Source organism: Phytohabitans sp. LJ34, from assembly GCF_052068095.1.
Taxonomy (GTDB): Bacteria; Actinomycetota; Actinomycetes; order Mycobacteriales; family Micromonosporaceae; genus Phytohabitans.
Map to the genome: position 1 here is coordinate 141595 of NZ_JBQHDG010000010.1, position 12347 is coordinate 153941.

A 12347-nucleotide genomic window follows, 5' to 3' on the forward strand; every position below is an offset into this window, starting at 1 on the left:
TGCGTGCCAGCAGCCGACCAATCGTCCGCGGTCGCCTACACCGCCCGCCGCATCGCGCGGCACGTGCGGTGGGCGCGCACCGAGGGGCTGCGCCGGCTCGTCGAGGAAGACCGCCTCAACCCGGTCGAGCGCGCCACCACCGCGTGGGCCAAGCGCCGCTGGCGACGCGCGCACGGCGTCATGCCCGGCCAGGCCACGCCGGTGTACGTGGTGGGTCTGCAACGCTCCGGCACCAACATGCTGATGCGCGGCCTCGACGCGGCACCACAATTCCAGGTGCACAACGAAAACGACCGCCGGGTCTTCCACCGCTTCCAGCTGCGCTCCGACGCGGTGCTCGGCGAGGCGATCCGGTCCAGCCGCCACGCGTACGTCATCGTGAAGCCGCTCTGCGAGACACACCGGGTCGACGAGCTGCTCGCGCTGCCCGGCCTGCCACCCGGCCGGGCGGTGTGGGTGTGGCGCGACGTCGACGACCGGGCCCGCTCGGAGGTGGCGAAGTTCGGCACCGCCAACCTCGACGCGCTGCGCGCGATCGCCGGCGACACGATCGGCACGCGGTGGCAGGGGCAGCGCCTCGACGCGGAGAGCCGGGCCCTCGTCCGGAGCTTCGACTACGCGGCGATGAGCCCGCACGCGGCGGCCGCGCTCTTCTGGTACATACGCAACGATCTTTTCTTTCGGCTCGGCCTGCACCGCCGCGACGACGTGCTGTTGTGCTCCTACGACGCGCTGGTCGCCGACCCGGAGGCGGCCACGAGACGGCTCTGCGCCTTCCTCGGCCTGCCGTTCGACCCGCGCCTGTGCGCGCACGTCGAGCGGCGTACGCCGGAGCGCCGGCCGCTCGACCTCGACCCGCGCGTGCGGGCGCTCTGCGACGAGCTGACCGAGCGGCTGGCCGCGCATGGCTGACGCGCCCATCTTCCTGCTCGGCTGCCAGCGTTCCGGCACCACGATGCTGCGCCTGGTGCTCGACTCGCACTCGCGGATCAGCTGCGGCCCGGAGACCCGTTTCCTCACCGACATGGAGCGCATCGTCGGGCGCGACTGGGAGCGGCTGGCCCGGTTCGGCTTCCCCCGCGAAGACTGGCTGCGCCGCATCCGCGAGTTCTTCGGCGGCGTACACACCGACTACGCGGCCGGCCGCGGCAAGGCCCGCTGGGCCGACAAGACCCCGCTGTACGCGCTCGCCATCCCGTTCCTCACCGAGGTCTTCCCCGACGCGCAGATCGTGCACGTCATCCGCGACGGCCGCGACGTGGTCGTCTCGCACCGCAAGCGGTTCGGCTACTGGTCCGCGGTCAAGTGCGTGGTGAAATGGCCGCGCTACATCCGGGTCGCCCGCGCCGCCGGCCGCGCGCTCCCGCCCGAGCGCTACCACGAGCTGCGGTACGAGGACGCGGTGCGCGAGCCGGAGAAGGCGCTGCGGTCGCTCTTCGAGTTTCTCGGCGAGCCGTGGGAGCCGGGCGTGCTCGACTACGGCGACAAGGAGCACGACGTCGCCGACAAGTACACCACCGAGGCCGACCGGCGCCGCGCCGCCGCCCGCACCGACGCGCAGATCTACGGCTCCCGCGTCGGCACGTACAAGCGCGAGCTCGACCCGTTCCTGCGCCTGCTGGTCCGGGTCTTCTCCGGCCGCACGCTGCGCGAGCTGGGCTACCGATGAGGCGCTGGCTCGTCGCGGTCGTGGCGGTCCTCGGGGTGGCCGCCTGCACCTCCGACCCCCGGCCGGCGCCGACGACACCGCCGCCCGCCACCGCCACCCCGGCCGGCACGACGCCCTTCGGCGCGCACTGGGACTGGAACAGGTACGAGCAGTTCACCCCGTACCTGCGGAAGATCACCGGCTCGTCGACCTACCACGAGCTGAGCTGGTGCGACGTCGAGCGCGAGGAGGGCAAGCCGGACTGGAGCGCGGTCGACCAGGTGGCCGAGCGCACCCGTTCGCTGGGCATCACGCTCCACCTGAAGATCCGCACGGGGGTCTGCTGGGCCACCGGCGGCACCCCCCAGCACGTGCGCGGGCAGGCGAACAAGACCGAGTCGGCGATGCCCCGCGACATCGCGAAATACAAGTCCTTTGTAGATAGTCTGGTGCGCCGCTACGCGCCGTACGGCGTGCGCGAGTACGCGGTGGAAAACGAGGTCAACGCGCCGCAGTACTGGGCCGGCAGCGCCACCGACTACGCCACGCTCGTCACCGCCGCCGGCGAGGCGATCCGGGCCGCCGACCCGCGGGCGCGCGTGGTCGACTCGGGGATCAGCAGCGTCGCCTACGGCTGGGGTGTCGCCGACCGGCTGCTGAAATCCGGGCAGGACGCCGAGGCGGTGCGCGCGTACAACGCGTACTTCCAGCGGCGGATCGGCACCCGCGGCAAGCAGATCCCGGCCGTCTCCACGCCGGACGACCTGCGTGCCGCCCTCGCCGTGCCGCAGAACGCGCGCAACCTCGAGTACCTCGCGGCCACCGAGAAACTGCTCGACGGCAAGGCGGTCGACGTCCGGCAGGTGCACTTCTACGAGCACTGGAGCGCCGTCCCGGACCTGCTGGCCTACCTGTCCGCGGAGACCCCGGCCGGCACGCCGGTCGAGGCGTGGGAGGTGGGCCAGTTCTGGCGCGACGGCGACGCCGGCGACGAGGCCCGCTCCGCCGAGATGGTCAAGGTCGCCACCCAGCTCGCGGCCGGCGGGCTACGCGAGGTGATCTGGCTGCCGCTGGCCTACAACCCGGGCAACCGCCAGGGCAGCGAGGTCCGCTACGGCCTGCTCGACCCGGACGGCAAGGAGCGCGTGGCGGGCCAGATGCTGGCCGGCCTGGCCGCGCTCGCCCAGGGCGCCACCGCCGAGCCGGTCCGCGACAAGGGCCTGGCCGGTGCCGCCTTCCGCCGCGGCGCCGAGACCGCGCTGGTGGTGTGGGCCACGGACGGCCTCGTCACGGTGCCGCCCGCGGCCGGTCTGTCCAGAGGGCCGGTCGGCGCGCCACAGACCCGCGAGGGCGAGGCCCTGGTGACCGCCGACGAGCCGGTGGTGCTGCGCGGTCGGGGCGCCCCGGCCGACATTCTCAAGAAACTTGGATAAGCCGCTCGAAGAAGAACTCGTGCTTGAGGTACGACGTGTCGTACTCGTGGCCCGGGTAGGGCGGGATGAGCTGCGCGGCCTGGAAGAGGCGCCAGCCGTCCAGCAGCGCGGCCAGGCCGGTCGGGTAGGGCGGCTCGTCGCTGTCGCCCGTGGTCGGGCTGGTGCGGCCGGTGCCGTCGTAGCGGGCCCAACCCACCACCGCCGAGTCGAGCGCCGACGTGCTCAGGTAGAGCACCAGCACCTGCTGCCTCATGCGGCGCTCCGCACGGTCGGGCGGTTGCTGACCCGGGTCACCCAGTGCTCGATGTCGAAGCCGCCGTCGCCGGTCAGCGCCCGCCACAGCCGGACCCGGTTGTAGATCTCCAGGCGCGCGGTCGCGTGCTCGTACCAGGGGAACGTCCGGCTCAGCTCGGCGACCACGCGCGGGTCGGCGAGGTCGGCGGTGTCCCACAGCCGCACCTGGGGCACCGTCGGGTTGAACCGGATCTTGAACATGTACCGCCGGGTGCCGCTGTCGTTGCGCCGCCCGCCGTGCCAGAGGCCGTGGTGCAGCAGCATGACCGTGCCGGCGGGGCAGGTCAGGCGGATCTGGCCGAGCAGGTTCTGGTAGCGGCCGGTGTCGCTCTCGTTGGTGCGCCGCAGGTGGCTGCCGGGCACGGCGAGCGTGCCGCCCATGTCCGCGGTCACCTCCCGCGGGTAGTACATGAGCTGGACGTCGAAGGCGTCCTCGCGCACGTCGATGATGGCGTCGCCGTGCAGCGGCTGCGCGTTGCCCTCGCGCGGCTCGCGGACGTGCACCGCGTGATGGTCCACAGTGGGCTCCGGCCCCACCAGGCTGCGCAGCGCGCCGGCGACCGCCGGCACCTCCACCAGGCGGCGGGCGAACGAGCCGGCGGGAAAGGCCTCGGACAGCGGCGTGCCGTACGGCACGGCCGGAACGCCGGCGGAGAGCACGTCGACGGCCTGGCGGTTGAGCTCGTCCGGGACGGCGGCGTCCATGCGCAGGTAGCCCTGCGCCACGAAGCGCGCCGTCTGCACCGAGGTGAGCAGATGGCTACTGGTCAACATGCGTCGACCCTACGAACGGTCGGCGGCCACGTCGTGGGTCTCAGTCAACCACCGCTGGTACATTTTCACCATCGATCGCGTGCTGCTCCAGCTCGACGACCCGCCCACGGTGGCGGCCGTCGGCGTCGGCGTGCACGGCACGACGGGCCCGCGCGACGTGTTCGAGCTGCCCGACCTGTGGCAGCTGCACGTCTACGGCTACACCGCCGAGCTGACCGTCGGGGGCACCACGCACGCGATCCGGCCGGGCCGGGTGAGCTTGATCCCGCCCGGCGCCCGCGTCGAGTACCGCTACCGCGGGCGGTCCGAGCACCTCTACGCGCACTTCGCGACCCGCCGGCGGGGCGTGCGGCACGGCGTGCCCGCGATGCAGGACGCCGGCGCGGAGGCGCGGCCGATCTCCGCCCTGCTGCGCCAGGCCATCGCGGCCAGGCCCGGCTCACCGGCCCGGGTGGTGGCCTCGGTGTGGACCGTGCTGTGGCAGGTGGCCCAGCTCGCACCGCACGACGGGCAGCCGCGCGGGCACGCCACGGTGTCGGCTGCCGTCGCGCACATCGAGTCCCACCTGGCCGCCCCGCTCACGGTGCCCGCCGTCGCGCGCGCCGTCGGCGTCTCGCACAACCACCTCACCCGCCTGTTTCGCGCCGAGACCGGTCACACCGTGGTCGGCTACATCCGGCGGCGCCGCCTGGAGCACGCCCGGCACATGCTGCGCGAGTCCACGCTCTCCATCCCGGCGATCGCGGCGTCCGTCGGCATCCCCGACCTCCAGGCGTTCAACAAGGCGTGCCGCCGCGAGCTCGGCGCCTCCCCCCGCGCGGTCCGCGCGTAGGAACCCCGGCTAGTGCGGTGGCCACAAACCTTCACCGGGTGAGCGGCGGCCTTCGGCCGCGGATCACCCGGGCCGGCGAAGCCGGCCCACGTTTGTGGCCACCGCACTAGGCGGGCCAGGTCTCGGACCAGCCGAGCAGGTCGGCGAGCGCGGCGTTGTGTGGAGCGAAGTGCTCGCGCAGCCCGCGCGCCACCTCCGCCGGTGGGCCGGAACGGTCGGCGCGCCTGGTGTGCACCGCGAACTCGGCCGGCGTGAACGGCTCCAGGCCGAGAAACTCCAGGACCCCCGCGTAGACCGCGGCCGGGTCGGCGTAGAGGTCTTCGCTGCGCACGACGTGCAGCCGTTCCCGGGGCACGTGGGCCAGCCACCGCGAGAGCTGTTCCGCGTAGCGGCCGCGGGCGGCGTACGAGTAGCGGCGCCACCCGTCCGGCGACGACAGCCGCGACTGCTCCGCCGCGAGCGCCGACGCGAAGTCGAGCGGCTCGTGGCCGTACGAGCGGGTGTGCAGGTAGTGCGACCAGGCGCGCTCGACCGGGTCGCGGAGCAGCGCGACGAACCGGCCGGAGGGCAGCGTCGCCGCGACCCGCGACGGGGCGTCGGGGTGGAAGAGGTAGAGCGGGCTGGCCTCGAAGGACACGGCGCCCGGCGCGGCAGGCGGGAAGTGGCCCCGGTACCAGCGCTCGCCACGTCCATAGTGGAGGCTGAAGTACTGGAGCTCCTTGCCCGTCGCGGCCCGCACCTGGGGATGGGCGGCGAGGTAGCTGTGCAGGGAGGTGGTGCCGCAGCGCTGGGCGCCGATGACGAGGAAGTCGGGCAGCGCGCCGGGGGTCGAGGCCCAGGCCCGCGCGCCCCGGACGGCGCGGCGCAGCGCGTCGACGGCGGGACGTCGGCTCACGGATCACCCGCCCGAGCGGCGGCATCGCCGGCACCGCCGGCCGCGCCCGCACGCCGCCGGCGGGCGAGGGCACGCAGCACCATGGTGTCCTCTTTGGAGAGTCCTAATAGGAGCACCGCGCCGAGGTAGACGAGCGCGGTCACGAAGAGACCGAGGAGCACGCGGGCGGGGTCGTCGGGCACCAACCACCGGACGCCGAGCGCGGCGGCGAGGGCGGCACCGCCGGCGGCGAGGCCCTTCGCCAGGCCGGCCGTCAGTGGCACCACGCGGACCAGCCACCACACCTGGACGACGCGAGCCAGGTTGACCGCGACCAGCGAGGCGCTCCAGGCGACCGCGGCGCCGACGATGCCGTGGGCGGGGATGAGCCACAGGTTGAGGCCGACGTTGAGCACGAGCGCGCCGATGTTGTCGAACATGTTCAACGACACCCGGCCGGACATGTTGAGCAGCGTGCCGCACGGGCCGGTGGCGGCGTTGACGAGCTGACCCACCGCGAGCACCACGGTGACCGTGGCACCCGAGGCGAAGTCGGAACCGAAGAGCGGCAGCAGCGACGACGGGAATACGAGCAGCGCCACGAACGCGGGCAGCGACAGCCGCACCACCCAGCCGGTCGCCGCCTTGTACACCCGACGGACCTCGGGCAGCGCGTCGCGGTGGTAGAGGTAGGCGATGTACGGGCCGAACGCCGCGTTGATCGGTGCCAGCACGAAGATGGCGACGGTGACCAGACGGGTGGCGACCGTGTAGACGCCGATGTCGTCGTTGGCGAACGCGCCGAGCAGCAGCGTGTCGATCCAGATCAGGCCGGTCGACGCCAGCGACGAGGCCCAGCTGACCGTGGAGAAGCCGAAGAGCTGCCGCGGCCGGTACTCCGCCGGGGCGGGCGCCACCGTGCGCATCAACCGCACCAGCGCGCCGAGCGCCAGGAGGGCCGCCGTCCACGCGGCGACCACCACCGCCCACAGGGCGGCGGTGACCCCCATGCCGGCCAGCAGCACCGCGCCGGTGAGCGCGAGCCGCGCGAAGGGCTCGTAGATCTGACCCACCAGCGTGAACGGCCGCTGCGTGCGCCACCCCCGGGTCGCCGCCAGCGCCGCCTCGCACACCACGGACGCCGGCAGCGCCAGCGCGACGAGGCGGAGGCCACCGGTCAGCTCCGGGTCGTGCAAGGCGTCGGCCAAAGCGGGGGCGACCACCACCAGAACAAGACCGATCAGCACCGCCCCCGCCCCGGAGATCGCCAGCCCGAGGCGTACCGTGCCGCGGATGCTCGCCGGGTCGTCGTCGGCCAGGTGCACCGCCACGAAGCGGGTCAGCCCGGCCCGGAAGCCGGACAGCGACAGCAGCCCGAGGAGCGCCAGCAGCGCGTAGCACTGCGCGTACCGGCCGACCTCCTCGATGCCCAGCGAGCGGGCCAGCAGCAGCATCACCAGGAAGAGCGCACCCTGGCTGCACAGCGCGCCGAGCAGGTTGAGGCCGCCGCCGCGCGCCATGCCGCGCACCTGGCGGTCGCCGTAGTCCGAAGTGGACTCCGGCGTGGCCGACGTGGTGCTCGTGCTCACGCGGCCCGGGAAAGGACCGGTGCCTGCGAAGGGGCGGCCGCCGGCGCGGCACGCCGGGCCAGCAGCTCCAGCACCACGACGAGCAGCACCGCCAGCAGCAGCCCGCCGGCGGCCGCGGGCAGGACGGTGGTGGCCAGCGCCCGTACCCGGGAAACCGCGCGGACGTCGCCAACGCTCGCCACCTGGGCCGGGTCGGCGGCCTGGGCCTGTGCCCTGGCCCCCTGGAGGCCCTGCCGCGCCTGGGAGAGCGCGCCGGTCGCGGCGTCGCGCTGGGCCAGCAGCGACTGGTAGTCGGGCAGCTTGGGGCCGAGCGCGTCGAGGCGCTTCTGGGCGGCGTCGAGCGCGGCGGTGGCGGCGGCGACGGCCCGGCTGTTGCCGACCGCCTCCATGGAGAGCTTCTGCTGCCGCAGGGCGGCGATCTCGGTGAGCGTGGCCTGGTAGAGCTTGTCCGGCTGGGAGACCTTGTTGGTCTTCTCCCAGTCGGCGATCGCGGCGGTGGCCGAGGTGACGTCGGCGCTAGCCGCGTCGACCTGCTCGGTCGCGATGTTGACCTGGGAGGAGAAGAGGAAGTCGAGCGCGCGGCGGGCGGTCGCGGTGAGCACCGGCTCGACGGTGGTCCGCTTCGCCGCCTCGTAGGTGAGCGTGAGCTGGCTGCTCGCACCGACCTGCGCCACGGCGAGCCCGTCGCGCAGCGTGCCGGCCGCGACGCCGGTGTCGGCGGCGACCTGGTCGAGCACCTTCGGCGAGGTGGCCGCCGCCTTGAACGCGGCCACGAACTGGCTCGCCGCCTGGGTGCCGGTGTACTGCTGGGCGGCGGCGCCACCGACGAGGGCGGGCGCGGCGACGTAGCAGGTGGCGGTGTAACGCTGCGGCGACAGGCCGACGAACAGCCCGACCGCGAGCGCCGCCGCCAGCGGCACGCCCAGCAGCACCCAGAGCCGCCGCCGGGCGACCCGCAGGTAGTCGACGATCTCCACGCTAGAGCTCCTCCGAAGGGGGCCGGGCGGCCACCAGGCCGGCCATCGCCGCGAACGCGACGAAGTACCACAGCGTAACGACATTGGATATCACGTTGGAGGCCGCACTCACCGCCACGAACGCGACGGCGCAGCCGGCGAAGCCGACCGCGATCCCCCGTTCGAGCGTGCCCGGCGGCGCGCGGCGGACCGCGAGCGCCGCCGTGTGCAGGCACAGCAGGATCATGCCCAGGTACGCGAGCAGGCCGAGCACGCCGGTCTCCACGTACGCGCGGAGGAAGTCGTTGTGCGGCTTCTTGGCCTCGTCGGTCTCGCGCTGGGTCATGTTGGGGCCGATGCCGGTGACCGGGTTGCGGTTGGCGAGCGTGACCACCTGCGACCAGTAGCCGGCGCGCCAGGCGAGCGTGTTGCCGGTCGGGCCGCCGCCGACCTCGCGGGCCTCACCGAGCTGGGCGAACCGGTCGGCCACCCCGGGCGCCACCGCCACGGCGGCGACCGCGGCCAGGCAGAGCGCGACGGCGAGGCGGGCGCTGCGGTGCAGCACGGCCACGACGACCAGCCCGATGGCGGCGCCGAGGATCGCGCTGCGCGTGTTGGTCAGCGCGAGGAAACCCAGCGACAGCGTCAGCAGCACGCCGAGCGCCACCTTGGCCCGCCGGTCCAGGAACCGGTAGACGCCACACCCGAAGATCACCATGAACATCAGGTAGCGACCGAACGTCGTGGACTGGCTGAACGGCCCGCTGATCCGGGTGAAGCTGCCCTTGACCTCCGACGGCGGCGACCCGAGCAGCGACATCACCAGCGTGTAGCCGAGCGCGAGGGCGAGCGAGACGTACACCGCGACGAGCACCCGGCGCACCATGCCCTGGCGCGGCAGCAGCTGCTCCAGCACCAGGAACATCGCCACGACCGTGAGGATCCGCAGCACCTCGAGCGCGCTCGACGACGGCCGCGCGGAGCCGAGCGTGCTGACCGCGCCGGTCGCGGCGACGAGTACCAGCGCCACGCCGAGCGGTGAGGTGCGCCGCGCCCGCTTCGCGTGGAACTGCGCGGCCAGCCACAGCCCGGCGGCGAGCAGGAACAGCACGCCGACGAGCGTGGACGGGTCGAGGGCCCGCGCCGCGCCGCCGTCGCCGCCGGTGCCCGCCGTCGGCCCGCTCAGCTTGAACAGGTCGACGCAGGAGCGGACGGCGAGCATCAGCAGCACGTACGCGGCGAAACGGGTCAACGCCAGCACCGCGACCAGCACGCCGGCGGCGACCGCGAGCGGGAGGACGGCGAGGGTGCGGCTGCCGCCGTCGACCGCGAAGGCGGACACCACCGCCGTCGCGGCGGCCGCCAACGCCGCGGCGACGGTCAGCGCTCTGCCGGCCGGCCTTGCTACGAGTACGGTCACGCTGCTCCCAGGTCGGCTAGACCTTAGCGCTTCGTGGCCAGATCGAGGTAGAGGCGTTCGAGCTGGCGGGCGGCCGAGTCCCAGCTGTAATGGGACATCACCCGCTCGTGCAGCCCCGCCGCGCCGGCCCGCTCGAGCCGCCGGTCGGCCAGCGCGGCGGTGAGCGCGCGCACCAGGTCGTCTTCGTCGCCGTCGCGGAACAGGCGGTGGCCCGCCCCGTCGCGCTCCAGCACCTCCACGTGCGGGGAGATGTCGCTGGCCACCATCGGCAGCCCGTAGGAGGCGGCCTCCAGCAGGGTCAGCGGCAGGCCCTCCACGTGGGACGGCTGCACGAAGACGGCCGCGTGGGAGTAGAGCTCGGCGAGCAGGTCGCCGTAGGCGAAGCCGGTGAAGACCACCCGTGGGTCGCCCTCCGCGGTCGCCTTCAGATACGTTACGAAATCATCCGTGTACGAAGAGCCACCGACCACGGCGAGCTTGACGTCACCGGGGATCCGGCGGAACGCGCGGATGAGCAGATCGCCGGCCTTCTCCGGCACCAGCCGGCCGACCAGCAGCACGTACCGCCCCGGCGTGAGGCGGAACCGGGCGGTGATCTGGTCGGGCGGCACGTGCTGGGCCCGGTTGACGCCGTTGGGGTGGTAGCGGGTCAGCCGGCCGAACTCCGCGTCGTAGTGTGCGGCGAGCCCGCGGGAGACGGCGATCCGGGCGTCGGGCACGTGGCCGCTGAACCAGTACGCCGTGTTGAGCACCGTGCGCGCCGCCCGCCCCCACTTGGCGCGGGTGTGGTCGAGGCCGTGCACGGTGAGCACGACCTTCGCACCGGACAGGTAGCGCGGCAGCGGCGCCACCAGGCCCGGCCCGAGCCCGTGGTAGTGCACGACGTCCGGCTTTCGCCGCATCGCCGCCACCGTCGACGCAGCACTGTGGACGATCGCGTCGAGGTGCTTGCTCGCCACCGTGCGCACCCGGTGCAGCCGGACACCGCGGTGCGTATCCGTGGTGAGGTCGCCGTAACTGTCGCGGCAGAAGACGGTCACCGAGTGCCCGTACGCCGCGAGGCGGCTGCCGATCTCCTCGACGTGACGCTCCACACCCCCGTACGTGGCGGGCATCCCCTTCTGCCCGATCATCGCGATCGACAGCGGCCGCCAGTCGGGCGCGGGCGCGGCGGTGCGCTGCCGCGGGATGGAATGTGCGGTTTCTCGGCCGAGCTGCTGCACATTCGGTGCGGCGTGCTCGCTGGTCGTCATCGGTCCCCCTCGACGGATCGGCGGAGCAACCGCCGCGCCGACGACGGTGTGGAGGTGCAAGATCGTGTGTCGCTGGGTGGGACGCTAGGCCATCGAGCGGCGTCGCGCCACCCCCTCCGGACACGCGCCGATGTCCACAGTGGTGCTGTCGGGCGGTGGGCACGCCGGACCGACGCCGAACGGTCCGGTGAGCCGGAAACAACCGAGAAACCACGGGCGACGACACGCGTGCCACAGCATGGACGCCGGTGGAAGTTGTTGACATTAAACGCCGTAGATCGCCCGGAGGCAACACCCCCGCCGGGCATCATGGGAGCGTGACGATCAAGGAAAGCTACGTCGACTTCGCCACCCGGGAGGCGCGCGGCGTCTCCCCCGCCTACGAGCGGCTGGCGCTGGCCGTCGCCGAGGACGAGGAGCTCTTGGCGCTGGTCGCCTCGCTCCCGCCCGGCAAGCGGCAGCCCAACCTGCTCTTCGGCGTGGTGCGGCTGCTGGGCGGGCCGGTGGAGGATCCGGCCGCGTTCCGCGCCCACGTCATCGCGCACTGGCCCACCATCGCGGCCGAGGCCGCCACCCGCATCGTTCAGACGAACGAGGCCGGCCGCTGCGCCCTGCTGCTGCCGGTGCTCGCCGCCCTGCCGCGGCCCCTCGCCCTGCTGGAGGTGGGCGCGTCGGCGGGGCTGTGCCTCTACCCCGACCGGTACGGCTACCGCTACGGCGACCGGGTGCTGGGCACGGGTGAGCCGGTGCTGGAGTGCTCGTTGGTGGGGGCACCCGCCCCCTCGTCGGTACCAGATGTGGTGTGGCGGGCCGGATTGGACCTGAACCCGCTCGACGTGGGTGATCCCGCGGACATCGCGTGGCTCGACGCTTTGATCTGGCCGGAGCACGCGCACCGCCGCGCCCGGCTGCGGGCCGCGGCGGCCGTGGCCGCGGCCGACCCGCCCCTGCTGGTCCCGGGTGACCTGGTGGACGACCTGCCGGCGCTGGCTGCGGCCGCCCCGGCCGGCGCCACGCTGGTGGTCTTCCACTCGTCGGTGCTGTACCACCTGTCCGCGGCGCGGCGGGCCGAGTTCGTCGCGCTGGTGCGCGGGCTGCCCGGCCACTGGGTGTCGGTCGAGGGGCCTGACATCGTGCCCTTCGCCGGCCTGCCGGAGCCGCCGGACGGCGCCCACCACAACGTGCTCGCGCTGGACGGCGAGCCGCTCGCCTGGACGCGCGGGCACGGTCAGGCGATGGCCTGGTTCGGCTGAAGCCCCGTCGAGTCCCGCGTA

Annotated in this window: 12 protein-coding genes; 5 read left to right on the forward strand and 7 right to left on the reverse strand. The window is 73.6% G+C overall.

Annotation, left to right across the window (positions count from 1 at the left end; all coding sequences use genetic code 11):
- Positions 1 to 3: 3 nt before the first annotated feature.
- From ACTMTJ_RS19450 to ACTMTJ_RS19460, 3 genes are read left to right on the forward strand one after another with little or no spacing between them, the layout of a single operon-like run.
- Positions 4 to 912 carry a sulfotransferase family protein gene (locus tag ACTMTJ_RS19450; RefSeq protein WP_441218494.1) on the forward strand — a complete coding sequence of 303 codons (909 nt, stop codon included), beginning with the start codon at positions 4 to 6 and terminating at the stop codon, positions 910 to 912.
- Positions 905 to 1669, forward strand: coding sequence for a sulfotransferase family protein (locus ACTMTJ_RS19455; RefSeq protein WP_441218496.1), 765 nt, complete (start codon positions 905 to 907; stop codon positions 1667 to 1669). The genes ACTMTJ_RS19450 and ACTMTJ_RS19455 overlap by 8 nt, the downstream gene beginning before the upstream one ends.
- Positions 1666 to 3081: a hypothetical protein gene (locus ACTMTJ_RS19460; RefSeq protein ID WP_441218498.1), complete on the forward strand. Its 1416-nt coding sequence runs from the start codon at positions 1666 to 1668 to the stop codon at positions 3079 to 3081. The genes ACTMTJ_RS19455 and ACTMTJ_RS19460 overlap by 4 nt, the downstream gene beginning before the upstream one ends.
- Here the strand turns inward: ACTMTJ_RS19460 and ACTMTJ_RS19465 are convergent.
- Positions 3065 to 3334, reverse strand: coding sequence for a hypothetical protein (locus ACTMTJ_RS19465; protein WP_441218500.1), 270 nt, complete (start codon positions 3332 to 3334; stop codon positions 3065 to 3067). The two genes, ACTMTJ_RS19460 and ACTMTJ_RS19465, sit on opposite strands and share 17 nt — an antisense overlap.
- Positions 3331 to 4149 carry a phytanoyl-CoA dioxygenase family protein gene (locus tag ACTMTJ_RS19470; RefSeq protein WP_441218502.1) on the reverse strand — a complete coding sequence of 273 codons (819 nt, stop codon included), beginning with the start codon at positions 4147 to 4149 and terminating at the stop codon, positions 3331 to 3333. Before ACTMTJ_RS19470 ends, ACTMTJ_RS19465 begins: the two co-directional genes overlap by 4 nt.
- A gap of 79 nt (positions 4150 to 4228) precedes the next feature.
- Here ACTMTJ_RS19470 and ACTMTJ_RS19475 point away from each other — a divergent pair, with 79 nt between their 5' ends.
- Complete coding sequence (locus ACTMTJ_RS19475) at positions 4229 to 4981, forward strand: helix-turn-helix domain-containing protein (protein WP_441218504.1); 753 nt, start codon at positions 4229 to 4231, stop codon at positions 4979 to 4981.
- Between the two features lie 106 nt (positions 4982 to 5087).
- On the opposite strand, the gene ACTMTJ_RS19480 is transcribed toward ACTMTJ_RS19475, so the two are convergent.
- From ACTMTJ_RS19480 to ACTMTJ_RS19500, 5 genes are read right to left on the reverse strand one after another with little or no spacing between them, the layout of a single operon-like run.
- The gene (locus ACTMTJ_RS19480; RefSeq protein WP_441218506.1) at positions 5088 to 5876 is read right to left on the reverse strand and encodes a sulfotransferase family protein; all 789 of its coding nucleotides are present in this window, start codon (positions 5874 to 5876) and stop codon (positions 5088 to 5090) included.
- Positions 5873 to 7444 carry a flippase gene (locus tag ACTMTJ_RS19485; protein ID WP_441218508.1) on the reverse strand — a complete coding sequence of 524 codons (1572 nt, stop codon included), beginning with the start codon at positions 7442 to 7444 and terminating at the stop codon, positions 5873 to 5875. Before ACTMTJ_RS19485 ends, ACTMTJ_RS19480 begins: the two co-directional genes overlap by 4 nt.
- Positions 7441 to 8421 (reverse strand): Wzz/FepE/Etk N-terminal domain-containing protein, encoded by a 981-nt coding sequence (locus ACTMTJ_RS19490; RefSeq protein WP_441218510.1) that lies wholly within the window; start codon positions 8419 to 8421, stop codon positions 7441 to 7443. The genes ACTMTJ_RS19485 and ACTMTJ_RS19490 overlap by 4 nt, the downstream gene beginning before the upstream one ends.
- Position 8422: 1 nt before the next feature.
- Entirely contained in the window at positions 8423 to 9820 is a 1398-nt protein-coding gene (locus tag ACTMTJ_RS19495; RefSeq protein ID WP_441218512.1) for an O-antigen ligase family protein, read from the reverse strand.
- A 23-nt stretch (positions 9821 to 9843) separates the two neighbouring features.
- Complete coding sequence (locus ACTMTJ_RS19500) at positions 9844 to 11073, reverse strand: glycosyltransferase family 4 protein (RefSeq protein ID WP_441218514.1); 1230 nt, start codon at positions 11071 to 11073, stop codon at positions 9844 to 9846.
- 317 nt (positions 11074 to 11390) lie between these two features.
- Between ACTMTJ_RS19500 and ACTMTJ_RS19505 the strand changes: the two genes are divergently transcribed.
- Positions 11391 to 12326, forward strand: a complete 936-nt coding sequence (locus tag ACTMTJ_RS19505; RefSeq protein WP_441218516.1) for a DUF2332 domain-containing protein — start codon at positions 11391 to 11393, stop codon at positions 12324 to 12326.
- Positions 12327 to 12347: the final 21 nt, after the last annotated feature.